The sequence below is a fragment of the Thalassotalea montiporae genome (genome assembly GCF_053485855.1).
Genome location: NZ_JBQRUO010000013.1, coordinates 1 through 15,601, shown reverse-complemented (window position 1 = coordinate 15,601; position 15,601 = coordinate 1). Strand labels below are relative to the sequence as shown.

The 15,601-nt window shown below is 41.8% G+C and carries 15 protein-coding genes and 2 tRNA genes; 11 read left to right on the top strand and 6 right to left on the bottom strand.

Translation table 11 applies throughout. From position 1 onward, the window contains the following. Nucleotides 1-25: 25 nt before the first annotated feature. Both ACSLUR_RS18950 and cysK read right to left on the bottom strand, forming a co-directional pair. A complete protein-coding gene (locus tag ACSLUR_RS18950) occupies nt 26-454 on the bottom strand; it encodes a hypothetical protein (protein WP_116000067.1) in 429 nt (142 codons plus the stop codon). Between the two features lie 136 nt (nt 455-590). Continuing rightward, nucleotides 591-1,559 carry a cysteine synthase A gene (gene cysK / locus ACSLUR_RS18945; protein ID WP_116000068.1) on the bottom strand — a complete coding sequence of 323 codons (969 nt, stop codon included), beginning with the start codon at nt 1,557-1,559 and terminating at the stop codon, nt 591-593. A 161-nt stretch (nt 1,560-1,720) separates the two neighbouring features. Between cysK and ACSLUR_RS18940 the strand changes: the two genes are divergently transcribed. The 5 genes from ACSLUR_RS18940 to ACSLUR_RS18920 all read left to right on the top strand — a co-directional run bounded on the left by ACSLUR_RS18940 (nt 1,721) and on the right by ACSLUR_RS18920 (nt 6,718). After that, nucleotides 1,721-2,566 (top strand): AAA family ATPase, encoded by an 846-nt coding sequence (locus ACSLUR_RS18940; protein WP_116013223.1) that lies wholly within the window; start codon nt 1,721-1,723, stop codon nt 2,564-2,566. Nucleotides 2,567-2,569: 3 nt separating this feature from the next. After that, nucleotides 2,570-3,742, top strand: a complete 1,173-nt coding sequence (locus ACSLUR_RS18935) for a vWA domain-containing protein (RefSeq protein ID WP_116000070.1) — start codon at nt 2,570-2,572, stop codon at nt 3,740-3,742. Between the two features lie 117 nt (nt 3,743-3,859). Beyond that, nucleotides 3,860-5,317 (top strand): RDD family protein, encoded by a 1,458-nt coding sequence (locus tag ACSLUR_RS18930; protein ID WP_448556882.1) that lies wholly within the window; start codon nt 3,860-3,862, stop codon nt 5,315-5,317. 96 nt (nt 5,318-5,413) lie between these two features. Continuing rightward, nucleotides 5,414-5,914, top strand: a complete 501-nt coding sequence (locus tag ACSLUR_RS18925) for a hypothetical protein (RefSeq protein ID WP_448556906.1) — start codon at nt 5,414-5,416, stop codon at nt 5,912-5,914. Nucleotides 5,915-5,971: 57 nt separating this feature from the next. Continuing rightward, complete coding sequence (locus ACSLUR_RS18920) at nt 5,972-6,718, top strand: hypothetical protein (RefSeq protein WP_448556880.1); 747 nt, start codon at nt 5,972-5,974, stop codon at nt 6,716-6,718. A gap of 186 nt (nt 6,719-6,904) precedes the next feature. Here the strand turns inward: ACSLUR_RS18920 and ACSLUR_RS18915 are convergent, their stop codons facing one another. The 3 genes from ACSLUR_RS18915 to ACSLUR_RS18905 all read right to left on the bottom strand — a co-directional run bounded on the left by ACSLUR_RS18915 (nt 6,905) and on the right by ACSLUR_RS18905 (nt 10,974). Beyond that, nucleotides 6,905-7,414, bottom strand: coding sequence for a prepilin-type N-terminal cleavage/methylation domain-containing protein (locus tag ACSLUR_RS18915; protein ID WP_116002359.1), 510 nt, complete (start codon nt 7,412-7,414; stop codon nt 6,905-6,907). A gap of 288 nt (nt 7,415-7,702) precedes the next feature. Further along, on the bottom strand, nt 7,703-8,572 hold the full coding sequence (locus ACSLUR_RS18910) for a substrate-binding periplasmic protein (protein ID WP_448556878.1): 870 nt from the start codon (nt 8,570-8,572) through the stop codon (nt 7,703-7,705). A gap of 89 nt (nt 8,573-8,661) precedes the next feature. Next, complete coding sequence (locus tag ACSLUR_RS18905; RefSeq protein ID WP_448556877.1) at nt 8,662-10,974, bottom strand: carbohydrate binding family 9 domain-containing protein; 2,313 nt, start codon at nt 10,972-10,974, stop codon at nt 8,662-8,664. 166 nt (nt 10,975-11,140) lie between these two features. On the opposite strand from ACSLUR_RS18905, the gene ACSLUR_RS18900 reads away from it, so the two are divergent. Beyond that, nucleotides 11,141-11,896 (top strand): DUF599 domain-containing protein, encoded by a 756-nt coding sequence (locus ACSLUR_RS18900; RefSeq protein WP_116013230.1) that lies wholly within the window; start codon nt 11,141-11,143, stop codon nt 11,894-11,896. Nucleotides 11,897-11,926: 30 nt separating this feature from the next. Next, a complete protein-coding gene (locus ACSLUR_RS18895) occupies nt 11,927-12,415 on the top strand; it encodes a DUF2919 family protein (RefSeq protein ID WP_448556875.1) in 489 nt (162 codons plus the stop codon). 17 nt (nt 12,416-12,432) lie between these two features. Here ACSLUR_RS18895 and rnhA read toward each other — a convergent pair whose 3' ends face one another. Beyond that, on the bottom strand, nt 12,433-12,897 hold the full coding sequence (gene rnhA, locus ACSLUR_RS18890) for a ribonuclease HI (RefSeq protein WP_448556874.1): 465 nt from the start codon (nt 12,895-12,897) through the stop codon (nt 12,433-12,435). A gap of 204 nt (nt 12,898-13,101) precedes the next feature. Between rnhA and dnaQ the strand changes: the two genes are divergently transcribed. The 4 genes from dnaQ to ACSLUR_RS18870 all read left to right on the top strand — a co-directional run bounded on the left by dnaQ (nt 13,102) and on the right by ACSLUR_RS18870 (nt 15,600). Further along, nucleotides 13,102-13,827: a DNA polymerase III subunit epsilon gene (gene dnaQ / locus ACSLUR_RS18885; RefSeq protein WP_116000077.1), complete on the top strand. Its 726-nt coding sequence runs from the start codon at nt 13,102-13,104 to the stop codon at nt 13,825-13,827. Further along, nucleotides 13,815-15,266 (top strand): TIGR03503 family protein, encoded by a 1,452-nt coding sequence (locus ACSLUR_RS18880; protein ID WP_448556872.1) that lies wholly within the window; start codon nt 13,815-13,817, stop codon nt 15,264-15,266. Before dnaQ ends, ACSLUR_RS18880 begins: the two co-directional genes overlap by 13 nt. A gap of 152 nt (nt 15,267-15,418) precedes the next feature. After that, nucleotides 15,419-15,495 (top strand) — tRNA-Asp (locus ACSLUR_RS18875). A 28-nt stretch (nt 15,496-15,523) separates the two neighbouring features. Next, nucleotides 15,524-15,600: transfer RNA gene (locus ACSLUR_RS18870), tRNA-Asp, on the top strand. Nucleotide 15,601 lies beyond the last annotated feature (1 nt).

The window sequence follows — 15,601 nt, the reverse complement described above, 5'->3', positions numbered from 1 at the left end:
AGTTAAATGAGTGTTTTGGGTATTTCTAAAACGGGTCTTTTAAAATTTTATCGATCACCCAGCGGCCATCAACTTGTTTTAAACTAATACGCTTTACGTCTTTAACTCGCTCATTTTGAAAATAACCGTCAAAGTACAATACGATATCGGCGTTATCTTTAAATTGCTCTCGCACTTTGACACCGGTATCGTCAGGTTTAATTTCTACTTTATCAAACTGCATATTAAAAATATGGCGACTTACTGCCGTTGGCGATTTGTAGTGCAATAAGATGCGAGCAAGCTTAGGTGTGCATACCATAGCGGCTTTTTTAACGTCTTTCTGATTATAGAGGGCGTCAAAAAATGCAACGGCGACAAGCTCAGGGTTGGCAAGCTCAGTGATTTCTTCTTCGCCAGTGCAACCGGTCAATAAAAATGAAAAGGCGGCGATAATGCTAACAAGTCGTTTCATAATTCCTAAAAAATAATACCTAAATAGTGTCCATGGTTTTCGCTATTGTATGCATAACTGTAAGCTTGATGCACTAAAAAAGGCGCCAAGTGCGCCTTTTTTAATCAAATCAGTGGTTTATCTAATATTCAGATAATTACTGAACTAACTCTTTGTCACTGAAGCTGTCTGAGAACAATGGGCTAGTTAAGTAGCGTTCTGCAGAGCTTGGTAGAATAACGACAACATTTTTGTCTGCGTTCTCTGGTAATTCTGCTAATCGCTTAGCTGCTACAACCGCTGCGCCAGAAGAAATACCTGCTAAGATACCTTCTTCTTTCATTAGGCGGTGTGCCATTTCCATCGCTTCTTCATTCGAGACTTGCTCTACTTGGTCAACTAAGTCTAAATCTAGGTTGCCAGGGATAAAGCCAGCGCCAATACCTTGAATTTTGTGTGGACCAGGGGTTAAATCTTGGCCAGCTTTAGCTTGGGTAATGACTGGCGAATCTGTTGGTTCAACAGCAACTGAAATTACGTCTTTACCTTGTGTTTTCTTGAAGTAACGGCTAGTACCTGAAATTGTACCACCAGTACCAACACCAGCAACGAATACATCAACTTGACCGTCAAGGTCGTTCCAAATTTCTGGACCTGTTGTTTCTTCGTGAATTTTTGGGTTTGCTGGGTTATCGAATTGACCAAGTAGCACATAACGCTCTGGGTCTGAATCGCGAATTTCTTGTGCTTTTTCAATCGCACCTTTCATGCCTTTAGCACCTTCGGTAAGCTCTAGTTTGGCACCAAGTGCTGCAAGTAGCTTACGACGCTCAAGGCTCATTGTATTTGGCATGGTTAACGTAATTGCATAGCCGCGTGCAGCTGCAACAAACGCTAGCGCAATACCTGTGTTACCACTGGTTGGCTCGATAATTTCTTTACCTTCGCCTAGCAAACCTTTTTGCTCTGCATCCCAGACCATACTCGCGCCAATTCGGCACTTAACACTAAAGCTAGGGTTTCTTGCTTCAACTTTTGCGTATACGTTACCGCCAGTCACACGGTTAAGCTTAACGAGTGGCGTGCGACCAATACTGGTTGAGTTGTCTTGAAAGATAGAAGTCATGTTCGGATCCTGTAGAATATTCTTGTTAACAATATAGAATTGTTGGAATTACTCCATTAGAGTAGCTAGATATTACAAAAAAAAAAGTGATATTTCGTTATATCTTATATGCAAAAATGGAATAACGAAATTACGAATTTAGATCAATTTTTGGTATTTTTATGACTCAATTTACAGGTACATCCGAATATATCGCTTCAAAAGAATTGCAGCTTGCTGTTAATGCCGCTATTGCACTTGAGCGTCCATTGCTCATTAAAGGTGAGCCAGGCACAGGTAAAACTATGCTGGCTGAGCAGCTTGCTGCAAGCCTTGATACTCAACTTATTCAATGGCACATCAAATCAACGACAAAAGCACAGCAAGGCTTATATGAATACGATGCGGTATCTCGTTTGCGTGATAGCCAATTGGGTGATGAAAAAGTAAAAGACATTGGCAACTATATTGTTAAAGGTAAGTTGTGGCAGGCTTTTACGCACGAACAACGCCCAATCTTATTAATTGACGAAATTGATAAAGCGGATATTGAATTTCCAAACGACTTGTTATTAGAGCTCGATAAAATGGAATTCTTCGTTTATGAAACGCAAGAGCGCGTTGTCGCCAAACAGCGCCCAATCGTGATTATTACCTCGAACAACGAAAAAGAATTACCTGATGCTTTCTTGCGCCGTTGTTTTTTCCACTACATTAACTTCCCTGATAAAGCTGAAATGCAGGCGATTGTGGATGTTCACTTTCCTGGTATCAAAAAGCAGTTGCTTGACCAAGCACTCGCCTCGTTCTTTGAGTTACGTGACATTCCGGGATTAAAGAAAAAGCCATCAACGTCTGAATTAATTGATTGGTTAAAACTGCTACTCGCTGAAGATATTTCACCAGAAGTATTGCGTGATAGTCAGCAGTCAAAAGCCATTCCACCACTTCACGGCGCTTTGTTAAAAAATGAGCAAGATGTCCATTTATTTGAAAAGCTAGCCTTTATGAACCGCTCAGGTCGATAAATTATGTTGATAGACTTTTTTCTAAAAGTTCGTGAATACCGTGTACCAAGCACGATTCGCGAACTATTGGATTTAATTCGCGCGCTTGAGCAAAACGTGGTGTTTGCTGATATCGACAATTTTTACACCATTAGCCGCGCAATTTTGGTCAAAGACGAAAGTTATTTTGATCGCTTTGATCGCGCCTTTGCTGATTATTTCAAAGGAGTGGAATCGCTGGATTTAGATTTATCGTCTATTCCTGAAGACTGGTTGCGTAAGCAATTAGAAAAAACCTTGAGCGAGGAAGAAAAGCAAGCAATTGAGGCAATGGGCGGTTTTGACAAGTTAATGGAAACCTTGGCAGAGCGTCTGAAAGAGCAAGAAAAGCGTCATCAAGGGGGCAATAAGTGGATAGGCACAGGTGGTACATCACCGTTTGGTGCCTACGGCTATAACCCTGAAGGTGTACGTATTGGTCAAAATGAGTCGCGCCATCGCAAAGCAGTAAAAGTGTGGGACAAACGTCAATACCGCAATTTAGATAACCAAGTTGAAATTGGTACACGCAATATCAAGGTGGCATTGCGTAAGCTTAGACAATTCGCACGCAGTGGCGCGAGTGAAGAGTTGGCGATGGATGATACGATTTCCGCAACCGCGAAAAATGCGGGTTATCTAGATATCAAAATGAAGCCTGAGCGCCATAACGCGGTTAAGGTGCTGATGTTTTTCGATGTTGGCGGCTCAATGGACGATCATATTCGCGTTTGTGAACAGCTGTTCTCGGCGGTACATACCGAATTTAAACATTTAGAGTTTTTCTATTTCCACAACTGCCTGTATGAACAAGTGTGGCATGACAATGCGCGGCGCTATAACGAAGGTATGGATGTTTTAGATGTTATCCATAAGTTTAGTCGCGACTATAAAGTGATATTTGTTGGTGACGCGACCATGGGACCATACGAAATTACGTACCCTGGTGGCAGTGTCGAACATTGGAACCAAGAGCCGGGCAGTGTTTGGATGGAGCGAGTTACCGATCATTTTGACAAAGTGATCTGGCTAAATCCGCAACCTCAAGAAGCATGGCATTATTATCCGTCTATCAACATTATGCATCAATTGGTTGATAAGAAAATGTACCCGATGACAATATCTGGGTTAACTGAAGGGATTAAAGCGCTGCTCTAGGGAAGCGCTTTGCTTATGCTTAAACTGCATAGCTAAACAAACCACATCAAATAATGTAATTTCAATAAGTTAGCATTGAAGTTGCTAAAACAACAGCACACCTACAAGGAGCAATTGGTGGCTACTGATTTGCAATCATCTGACTTGGATGCGACCAAGGCACAAGTGAACGAAAACAATAGTCTGCATGGTAATCTGCAAGCTAATCCACAAGGCAATCAGCAACATAATGCAGACAGGAGCTTAAACGACCATTCACGTGATAGTTCAAGCGATACACCTAATGGCATTTCAAGTGACACCTCCAGTAATAAGCTAAGTGAAAAACCTAGCGATAATCCAAATAAGCTTACTTCTCACCAAACTACTCAAGCTACAGACGCACTATCAGAACATCATTTAACAGGTGATGAAACTCGGCAAATACTCACTCCGTTCGCTTTTAAAATAGATAAATCATTATTCGGATTACCACTTGCATCGCCATTTAAGCGGGGCAGTGCTATCGCTATTGATGGTTTGTTAATTGCAATGCTAAGCAGTGCCCCAGGGGAGTTGCTGGCAATTGTGATCGCGATCACTTTATATCGTTTAGGTAGCCAGCAACGCGCAGAAGAAATGGGTTACACGAAAGGGCGTAAGCGTCGAAAATTTATGCGTTTTATTGCGGCATTTAGTGTTTTTGTCGTTTTACTTTCTGTTTTACCAGATGCTTTCGATGACTTAGGTTGGTCTGATAGCAATAAATACTACGATGGTGGATACAGTGGTAAAGGGTATACCGATTTGAATTCGGTAATAGACCAAGAAGAAGCAGTGTCGGTCAGTGATCAATTAATGATTAGCGTGGCCTTTGGCAAGGTGGTATCAGAGCTTAGCGATAGTGATTGTGAAACTGTCGATTGCTGGTATCAAGCCCTATCGCCAAGTGTCACTATTTTGAATGAAACCAGCATTTCCAATGAAAATAAACGAACCTTGATTAACGAAACTGTCACTGGGCTGGAAGTGCCTGCTGATCAACAAAAAGCGCTTATTTCAAAGCTTAGTGCCTTACTTACCGAGACCGAATCAGATGAAAATGCGATTAGTAAACAGCTCATTAGCGGCGATCTTGCCAAGGTAGCAGAGCCAAACGCTAATAGCGCAGACCAAGCTAGCCAAGATAATCTACGAAACTTAGATAACCAAGAAAGCAACTCATCGAGTACTGAAATCCCTTCGACTACCGACAAGCCAGTGTACTCACTTGTCGAGCTCGTTAAAGGCATTATTAACGACTTAGGACTAGGTTTTGGCTGGGCAGCGTTTTATTTTACCGCGCTCACTGCGGTATGGGGCGGGCAAACACCGGGTAAAAAACTATTCGGTATTCGCGTTATTCAACTTGATGGCACACCATTATCGATATGGGATAGCTTTGGTCGATACGGCGGCTATGGCGCCGGTATAGCGACAGGCCTCTTAGGATTTATACAAATTTTTTGGGATGCTAACCGTCAAGCGATTCACGATAAAATTTCGGCTACTGTCGTTATTGATACTAGGGCGTACTCTAAGGCTAAGATTCAATAAAAATAATCGCGTTGACACTTCCCGTTTACACATTCCGTCAACAGAAGGAGAACAACAATGAATTGGCGTAATTATATTCTTGCATACGTGCTGGGCATGGCATTCTTTAGTACTTCTTTAAAGGTGTCAGCTGACACACTGCCATTTATCGATGAACTAAAGATATTCGAGCCTTATCTCGGCAATTGGGAAGCGGTGTTTGAAGAAAAAGATGGCCAACCGACGGTTGTAGATGTATCTCGTTGGGAAAAAGCCTTGAATGGCACAACACTGCGCACTCTCCATTCTATTAATAACGGCATGTATGGCGGCGAGTCACTGATTTTCTTTGATAAAAGTAAGCAGCAGTTAGTGTTTTATTATTTCACAACCGCAGGTTTTTATACTCAAGGAACAATTGAGGTATTAAGCGATAACAGCTTTGTTGCCTATGAGGAGGTAACAGGTAATAAGGATGGCATTACCAAAGTGAAATCGACCAGCACAATGTCGCCAGATAAGCTCACCGTATCGACCAGCTACTTAAAAAACGGGCAATGGACTGAGCCAGAAAGCCGCACTTATCGTCGCAGTGATAAACAAGTGAAGTTTAAGTAGTTTTCAATTAACTGCTTAGTCTCTTAAAAAATAAAAATAATAAGAAAAGGAATTCTAATGTTAAAAGTAAAGTTCATCATCTTATTGATGTTATGTTTGGTGCTAGCTGGCTGTTTGGAAAGTGAGCTTGAAAAAAGTCAAAAAGAGCACTTAGCTCAATATCGGCAAAATATTGAAAATATTATGGATAGCTACGCTAATAGCGCAGCATCGGCTAATAAAATTCAAGAGGTTCATCAAGCACATATCACGGTACTCGATAATTTAACTAAGGTAAAAGAGCACTTCTCGCAATTTGAACAAGAGCAAAAGCTGCAGACTATTATTGGCTTGTATGATTCGGCACTGACGCATTTGATCGTTCGCCAAATTCAGATATTAGAGCTTGGACAGCCCATGTGGAACGTCGATATTGATAAGTTTCAGCAAATCAAAGAGGTAAATTATTACCACCAGCACCAAGCTGTACTGTCTGAATTACTGGCCATGCTAGAAGAGTACAAAGACTTAATTTTAGACCACCACGAAAAGGTGAGAGTGGACTTGGTTGAATCTTCGCTAGATGAAGACGATAGAAAGCAAATTTGGCCAGCGTTGAATGGCCAAATTACCATTTATCTTTACTCCATCAAACCGAAGCTAAAACTTATTCAAAAAAGGGCAGAAGCCGAAATGGAAATCGCTGAGTTCTTACATGAACATCAGGCTGACTATATTGTTTCTCAGGAGCATGGCTTACAGTTTAAAACACCTTGGATTTTGCATACCTATCAAACCAAATTAAAACTGTTAGGGGTTTTATAGCTATCGATTGCCAGTAGGCAAGTAGGCAAGTAGGCAAGTAGGCAAGTAGGCAAGTAGGCAAGTAGGCAAGTAGGCAAGTAGGCAAGTAGGCAAGTAGGCAAGTAGTGTTTCTAATATGCCTACTGTTTGCTACCAATTCGATAAAGCTGCTTTGCGTTCAGAAAATGTAATACGTGGTGCCCGCAATTAGCAGCCATTATCTTCAACCGTATAAACCGGCGGTACGGTCTCAGATTGAGCTTGGGTATATCGGAAATAGCACGAGTCGTCTTGTACCTGGTTGTCGCCATCAAAATCGTAACCGATATAAGTAAAGTCAATTCCTTGTTCTTCAAAAATAAACTCATCAGATACATCAATACGCTTGAAAATATCTGTGTTGTCCAAATGACCCCATTTCAGGCGTAAATCAATACCGTTGCTTAAATCAATTGTGCCGTCGTTATCTAAATCAACATCAAGTAAGTCGGCACGACCCGCAACAGGCTGAGTTGCATAGCTTGGCATTTTTGATTTGAGAAAAACGAGATCGTTTGCTACTTGCACGCTAGTGCTAATTTGAGTGAGCACATTCGCTCTGGCATCCTTAGAGAGATCTAGAAACCTTGGCAATGCAACTGCAGACAGCACACCTAAAATCACAATAACCACTACCAATTCGATCAGGGTAAAACCTTGATTATTTGGCTTTATCATTAGTACCTCTTTATCTAATAACTGTTTAATGTTGGTAATGCCCCGCATAGGGCGATACGGAGTCAGCGCGCTAGTCTAACAAAAACAGACTTAAATGTTAAAAAGTGTATTGATAGTGCGAAAATGTGTAATAACAACTGCGTTGGTATGTAGGAGGGGCTTGTTGTCTAAGTACTTGCAAAGGAATTAATTAAGACAGGGTGATAAGAAAAAGCCTGATTTCTTTTGCCAAGAAGTTAAGAAGCTAAAAAGTTAAATGTAAAGCCAGCTAATTGAGTTTTTAAAGATTTACTCTTGTGAAAAATCGAGATATTTAGCAATCACAGCCTGACGCTTGTTATTGGCGATATAGCTAGCAAGTGCGCGATTAAATTCATCCCTTAATTGAGGGTTTCGAAAGGCAGCATAGGCATTAACCTCAGGAATAGCGTAGTGTTCTTGAATTTTATTTAGGCTAGCCGCACGTTGGATAGTGTCATCTGAATTAGCTGCTTGGCTCAAATAGTAATAAAAAATATAGTAGTCGAGCACGATAGCATCAGCCCGATGCGTGACTAACATTGCCGGAAACTTAGACATGTCGTGCAATTCACGATAGTCGGTATTCTCAACGGCTTGAGCAAATGCTTCGCCAAAATACCCTGTTGCTCCTTGAAATGATACGACCGACAAGTTGTTAGTAGCGCTATGAAGGCTCTGCGCTTGTTGCTGACTTTCTTCACTTCTTGATGGTTCTTCGTTTGGCGCTAAATTGTCTATTTGCGTTTTTGTTGGTAACAAAGACAAGCTGGCAATATCACTAAGCTTATTAATACTGAGCTTGTCAGCAAGCCGAGTGAAAATGGTTGGTTTGTATTTGATGATAGGGGCGGAAAAATACAGTTTGTCGTTATCCTCTTGATAAAAGGTGGGGACAACAACATCAGCATCGCCGTTGATCACCATTTGTTTAGTGCGATGCAGCGGGGCATAAGTATAGGAAACACGGTGACCTAGGCTTTTCAGGACTTGTGTGACTATGTCTAAATCTATACCACTGTTGGTCTTTGCAATCATATGTGGCGGTGCATCATCACTGGCGATGACTAATGTAGCGCCTAGGGCAGCTGTGCTGTAAAAGCTCGCCACCAAAGCCAACCATATTGCAAACCTCAACATGCTATTCCTTTTTTGTATTTAACCCGCAATATTTTAAGTTATGTCGATGCATTATGTGCTTGATTAAACGCAAGGTAATAGTTATCAGATTATCGCCAAGCGTAACTTATTTTGGTAAATATTGTGCGCCTTTCCTGTTTTAATGACCCAACAAAGTCATCCTCAAAACTGTTGTCTGAATAACCTAAGAAAAATACCGTGTGCGGATTTAGCTTATAGGCATATATCAACTGTGTAGCTAAACTGCGTTCTTGCTCGCTAAAAAAGCTCAGCGGGTTATTGTCAGGGTTGTAATCAATATCTTGATAGACAAGGCTCAGTTTTAAAGAGCTTTGCACATCAAAGTAATAGCGTAGCCTTAAATCGGTCAGATTAGCGGTAAAAACGTTTTGGCTGTCTGCATCAAGCTCGCTATAGGTGTGATATAGGTCAATTTCAAGATGAGGGTTAGGGTGCCATGTCACATTACCAATCAGCTCGACGATATCACCTAGGCGATCGTTGTCGTAATCGATTTTATCGCCTAATGTACCTTCAAGCGATACATAGGTTTTATTATTGGGTCTAAGTTGCCCAAAGAAGCGCCATTGCTGTTCATTAAAGCGTTTGGTGTTGCCATCGATATATAAATTGCTGCTGTCTTGTCGCAAACCCACTTTATTAGCATCGACATAAATTAACTCTAAACGCGACAATAGTGGACCGTCGGCAAAAGCATAAAATGATTGCTCTCGGTTAATTAATTCACCGTTTTCATTATGCTGAATGGCGTATTTACTGCCGACATCAATTGTCGACCAAAGCGCTTGTTCATCTTGGTAAAAGCTGCGAACAACATTAATTTGATCATTGACGTAATCAACGCGATTGATAAATCCTAGGTCGGCGCGAAAATCCTCACCATACCATTGACGCTGCGCATCTAGCGTCCAATATTCAGAATCGTGAAGATATTTAAGCTGGTAGGCGTTGTCAGAAAAACTTCCGTCTTTTTGACTGCGCAACACCTGTTCATTGGGTGAACAGTTGCTTCGACAAAATTGTGTGAACAGGTCTTGTGGATATTCGGTATCACTTGCTAACCATTGAAACTTCAAGGAGTTTGCTCCGTTAATGCGATAACTACCATCAAGGCCGGTGACATAATTATGGTAGTCGTCAGCACGTCGAAACGTTGAAATAACCCCCAGTGTCACATCTTGGTTAATATCATAAAGGTAGCGTAAAGCACCTGAATGGCTTTCTGTATCTAAAGAGGCGATATTCGCGCTAAGGTTGCCAGACAAGATGAAATTAGTTTCTTCATCATGGCTAACAAATGCACCAAAGTTGTGTGAACCTTGGCTGCCTGTTAACTTTGCGCCGTAATCAGGATCGGCAATATTACGGGTGTATACAAGATCGGTAATGCTTTCAAAGTAGTGTTGATTTTCAAGAAAAAAGCTGCGTTTTTCATCAAAAAACAGTGAAAACTTGTTGTTAACTTTAAGCTGTCCTGCATCGGCTTCAACGGTTGAAAAATCGGGGTTAAGTGTCGCGTTAAATAAGGTTTTAGGGGTGATGCCCCAGCGCAAATCTAGGCTAGCTTCAACATCGGTTTCACTTTGCCAATCAGATTGTGGGTCGTAGATATCGCGTTGCTCATCATAACTGGCAACAAGGGCTGGGGTAACTTGTAAGTTTTCTCCTATTTCAGCTTGCTCAAAGCCTTCTGCCATCGGGTATTGGCATAGCCAACAAGCATTGTCACGATCGAGCTTTACACTGGAAATGCGCAGTCGTTGCTCACGCGGGTAGATGCGCACCAATTCGAATGGCCATTGCTGAATGCTCTTATTCTCATCAAAATTCAAAATTTGATAAGGGATTGCCATTTCCACTTGATAACCAAATTCCGTTACCTTGCCGTATGAATGCCAAATACCGTCCCATAATTCATTCGGTAATCCGGTAATTTCATTGAAGGTTTCATCATTTTGTACGCCGTAGGGGTTCACAAAAAAGTTATAACTTAGGCGGCGATTATTCAGCGGATCAATGATAATACCAACAACATCGTCGAACCACTTAGTGTCACGCTCACCAATTGAGCTGATCATTTTGTTTGGATTGGGATCATGTGCGATAAATGCGACAAGCAGCTCTTTACCGTTGTCGATGATACGTGCTTCGGTCTTTACTGGGCTCGGTGTGTTTTCGTAAGGGCTGGTCACATTATCAAGTGAAATAACTTTTGCTTGTTGCCAAATCGGATCACTTAAGTCACCGTCTATCACTGCATTGAGGTTAGTATGGGGAATGGCGATTGATTGTTTTGCTTGTTGGGTAAATGGCGTGGCAAATTGAGAAAAAGAACACGTTAACAGGGCAACTGCTAATCCCTGACGACATCTGGCGAACATCTTAATAGCCCTTGATTTTGTTATTGTTGTTGTTTTATTGGGCAAGTATTGTGTCAGAATATGTCTGAATAGACAAACGTAAGTTAATGCTGTTGTTAACATTTATTTTACATGGGTTTTACTGTTAATTAGAGCGTTACTAGTAAAAATGAGGAGACTATAGGTTATGCCGTTTAGTTGGTTCGATATTTTCGCCATCATTATTTTTATTCTCTGCTGGGCTGGTTATACGGTATTTGCACGTAAACAAGCAAAAACTACCAATTGTATTGCTCGTTGCTTGCATCAGCACCGAATTCATTGGATGTACGAGCTAATGACTCGCGATGTTCGCGTAACTGAGGCGGCACTGCTTGCCAATTTAGAACGCAATATCGCTTTCTTTGCCTCAACGTCACTGTTGGTTATCGCTGGTATATTGACTTTATTTGCGCAAATCGAAAAGCTGGAGGGAGTGATTGCGTCGCTGCCTTTTGCTGACCCGTCGAATCACCTTGCGATACAACTTAAACTGGCCTTATTGGCATTTATATTTGTATTAGCGTTTTTCCATTTTACTTGGTCTATGCGTCAATACGGTTTTTTGAACGTTATGATAGGTGCTGCACCTATTGATTTAGCGGGAACAAACCCCAACTTAAAACAATACGCTAAGCAAATGGCCGTTGTTCAAGACCAAGCCGCACACTCCTACAACTATGGACTGCGCTCCTATTATTTCTCGTTAGCCGTAATTTGTTGGTTCTTTCACCCTTGGTTATTTGCGTTAGCAAGCTTAGTTGTGGTTTACACCTTGTACATTAGAGAGTTCAAGTCGAAAGCGGTTCGTGCGATTACAGTTGCGCAAGATCTGTTATGGGTTGAACGAGAAAAGGGTGATGCTAATGCAATTAATCAAACTAAGGCATCAATTAAACGTTAAAACTCGACATGGCTGGGCGGTAGTTACTAAGTGGCAGAACAATTTAAACATTATACGGTGAGCGATTTTGATCGTTTTGATTGCGTTAAACTCTCGAAAACTATTTATTTAGCGCTTGCTTACTTATTACGTGGCTACCTAGTGTGGATGATGTCGGTCACCAACTTCAATGACAGGGTAGGAATTATTCAGTGGATTTACCCAGAGCCCAAGTTATTCTACCTAAATTTGGCATCCGGTAGCTTAGGACTATTAGTTTTGCTGCTAGTGAGCTTAAGGCGTCCTAATGCGAATTCATGGGTGAAAGCTGTGTGGCCTCATACATTAAAGATGATAGTGGCGGCATTAGTGATAGATAGTGTGATTGTGTTTGCTGGCTATTATTGGTGGCAGTTAACGGATGTGAGTGTGATGGTGGCGCAATTATCAATCGCCTTAATCGTTGCTGCACCATGTTTGTTGAGTAAACGATTAAAGCTAAATTTGGTTGAATTTCCAGAGCCGTTACCAGAAAAGTAACGGCTTTTTCGCACTGATTACTTGCCAAAGCCTTGGTCAATAATCAAATTTTTGCCTTCGGCAGCTGTTCTTGCTAATTCATCGCAACGTTCATTCTCAGGGTGACCTGAATGGCCTTTAACCCATTTCCATTCAATTTCGTGGCGCTGAACTTCTGCGTGTAATTGCTGCCATAAATCAACATTTTTTACCGGCTGTTTGCTGGCAGTTTTCCAATTGTTTTTTAACCAGTTATGAATCCAATTAGTGATGCCTTGACGCACGTACTGGCTGTCGGTCGTAATGGTCACTTTACAACCTTCTTTGAGTGTTTGTAGCGCTTTAATCGGCGCTAAAAGCTCCATGCGATTATTGGTCGTTTGTTGGTAGCCTTGTGATAACTCTTTTTCGTGCGCTTTATATATAAGCAGCGCACCATAGCCACCTGGGCCGGGGTTGCCGAGGCATGAACCATCGGTATAAATATAAACGTGCTTTTGCATTAAGTACTGCCTTTTGCGGTTTAAGGCCAACAAGTATTTGATTATTGGCGTTCGTACGCAGATAAATAGGGCGTTTGATGACCAATTTATTTTCGATGTACGATTTTGATTGTGCTGTTTTTATTATGCAGTTTTTATTATCCTATGAAGCTCCGCCAGAAAGCCAGCACATTTGCGCTGGTTCGTTGTTATTAAAGGTGTTAAGTGTCAAGCCCAGCTAAGCAAGAAGAGCGTTTAATCGTACTGGATACCGAGACTACCGGTATTAATCCAAAAGAAGGTCACCGTATCGTTGAAATTGGTTGTGTTGAGATGATCAACCGTCAACTGACTGGGCGAACCTACCATGCCTACATTAATCCTATGTTCCAAATGGAGCAGGAAGTTATTGACGTTCACGGCTTAACGAATGAATTTTTGGCCGATAAGCCACTGTTTAACCAAGTTGCCCAAGAGTTTATCGACTTTATACGCGGTGCTGAATTGGTTATTCACAATGCGCGATTCGACGTTGGCTTTATGGATCACGAATTCGGTATGGTTAATGCTGGTTTACCGATGACGGATGATATATGTACCGTTACCGATACGCTGAAAGTATCGAAAGATGAATTCGGCTCGCCAAAAACGTTAGATTTTCTTGCCAAGCACTATCGGGTAGACAAGCTTGTTGACCGTACCTATCACGGCGCTTTGATTGATGCCCAGTTATTGGCTTACGTCTATATCGAGATGACGCGCAAGCAGGCAACATTTAATTTAAGCGCAGATGAAGGTGATGGTGGGGCGCTTGCTGGTGGTATTCGCCGTCTAGCAGAAAATCGAGCGCCATTAAAGATTGTTCAAGCTTCTGCCGATGAATTAATAGCACATGAAGAAAGGCTCGCAATTGTAGAGCAAAAAGGAAGTTCACCACTATGGTTAAAATAAGTCGACTGCTGGTTGTTGGTGCGTTATCGCTAAGTTCGCTCGCCAACATTAGCCAAGCAGTTGAACAACAGGAAGAAACCTCGCCGCAGTCAAATACGATGACCATGGCTGGCAACAAGGCTATGGCTAACAATATGTCAATGGACGCTAGCAAAGACAAAGCCATGGCGAAAAAGCCAAGTCCTAAAATAGATTATTACGACGTTGACAACGTTACCAACCAAATTCCTTATTTTGACAACCGTTTTCGTATTGATGCCCAGCTTGATGAAGTCACGTTATTGTTTTATCGAAAAATGGGTTCACCACCGATTATTTTAGTACGACCTGACGGCAGCAAGGTCAAAGTCAATCAGCATGATAAAGAAAGCGTCGAGTGGTACGACGATCGCACGTTTGACATGATTAAAATGAAACGCCCAATGCCGGGCCCGTGGCAAGCGATTGGGCAGATTCAACCAGGTAGCCACATCATGGTGATGTCGGAAGTGCGCCTTGAGGTAGCGCCATTACCTAATATTATGCTGTCAGGTGAAACGATTAAAATGACGGGTAAGTTATTTAATGGCGAGCTTGCTATAGATAACCCTTCTTTTAAAGACGTTGTTCGATTGGATGTAGACTTCTACAGTACTAACAACTCTGCTTATAATAATTTTGGCGCTGAGCCGGTTAAGCTAACTTCGTTTCGCGACGATGGTCGAAATTTAGATGAATATGCCGACGATGGTATTTTTACCGGTGAGTTTGAACTGAACTTTTCCCCAGGTGAATGGATTCCTCTATACCTAATTAAGTTGCCGATGGCGAGCAGGGAGCTTAGACAACAGCCGATAATTGTTCATAACAACCCTATTACTTTAACTGCAGAAACAACGATGGACTCGCAAAGTAAGCATCTCCTTAATATTGCCATTGATGATACGCATGTTGATCCAGACAGTATGGTATTCCAAGGAAAAGTGACCTTTCCTGATAAACAAGTAGAAGCATTTTCAATAATGGAAGGTCAGGGCAGTGAGCGTATTCATGAAATTAGCTACACTGAACCAGGCGTTCATAGAGTCAAGATTAGTGCATTTGGTGAAACCCGAAATGGCCGAGAGTTTAGGTTAGTCGTGCCAGACTTTTCATTTAATGTTGATCGCGATCCAAATGAACTGGTGGCGACGGTAAATGAAAATGGTGAAATTGTTCAGGTTAGCCAAGAAGAAATTGATCAGCTTGCGGGTAATGAAGAACCGAAATTATCCATTGAAGAAGAACTTGAACTACTAAAAGAAGAACAAGCGGCGATAAAAGCAGCAGAAGAAAAAGAAACTTTACTATTTATCGGTATTGGCAATGGTATTATTTTAGTAATTGCTGCACTTGGCTACGGTATTTTTCTATTTCTTCGCAAAAGAAAAACTAAGCAAGCTGCTGAAAAAAGCGAATAAATCACCGGAGTTTGATGCTATTTCACCCTTATTGGTTGGCATTTGTGCACTTGGAAAATAATCTCAAAAAAGTGGTTGACGGATAGGAAACAGATCCGTAATATTCGCTCCGCATTCAACGAGATGTTGTTGATTAGCAGAGTTTTAAACGCGGAGTGGTAGTTCAGTTGGTTAGAATACCGGCCTGTCACGCCGGGGGTCGCGGGTTCGAGTCCCGTCCACTCCGCCAATTAAAATTCTGATTTTGCATTAGCTGCGGAGTGGTAGTTCAGTTGGTTAGAATACCGGCCTGTCACGCCGGGGGTCGCGGGTTCGAGTCCCGTCCACTCCGCCAA

Bases quoted from the DNA above. Each gene is read 5' to 3' on its own strand.
- ACSLUR_RS18950 (WP_116000067.1), bottom strand. From the start codon at position 454: ATGAAACGACTTGTTAGCATTATCGCCGCCTTTTCATTTTTATTGACC.
- cysK (WP_116000068.1), bottom strand. From the start codon at position 1,559: ATGACTTCTATCTTTCAAGACAACTCAACCAGTATTGGTCGCACGCCA.
- ACSLUR_RS18940 (WP_116013223.1), top strand. From the start codon at position 1,721: ATGACTCAATTTACAGGTACATCCGAATATATCGCTTCAAAAGAATTG.
- ACSLUR_RS18935 (WP_116000070.1), top strand. From the start codon at position 2,570: ATGTTGATAGACTTTTTTCTAAAAGTTCGTGAATACCGTGTACCAAGC.
- ACSLUR_RS18925 (WP_448556906.1), top strand. From the start codon at position 5,414: ATGGCATTCTTTAGTACTTCTTTAAAGGTGTCAGCTGACACACTGCCA.
- ACSLUR_RS18920 (WP_448556880.1), top strand. From the start codon at position 5,972: ATGTTAAAAGTAAAGTTCATCATCTTATTGATGTTATGTTTGGTGCTA.
- ACSLUR_RS18915 (WP_116002359.1), bottom strand. From the start codon at position 7,414: ATGATAAAGCCAAATAATCAAGGTTTTACCCTGATCGAATTGGTAGTG.
- ACSLUR_RS18910 (WP_448556878.1), bottom strand. From the start codon at position 8,572: ATGTTGAGGTTTGCAATATGGTTGGCTTTGGTGGCGAGCTTTTACAGC.
- ACSLUR_RS18905 (WP_448556877.1), bottom strand. From the start codon at position 10,974: ATGTTCGCCAGATGTCGTCAGGGATTAGCAGTTGCCCTGTTAACGTGT.
- ACSLUR_RS18900 (WP_116013230.1), top strand. From the start codon at position 11,141: ATGCCGTTTAGTTGGTTCGATATTTTCGCCATCATTATTTTTATTCTC.
- rnhA (WP_448556874.1), bottom strand. From the start codon at position 12,897: ATGCAAAAGCACGTTTATATTTATACCGATGGTTCATGCCTCGGCAAC.
- ACSLUR_RS18880 (WP_448556872.1), top strand. From the start codon at position 13,815: ATGGTTAAAATAAGTCGACTGCTGGTTGTTGGTGCGTTATCGCTAAGT.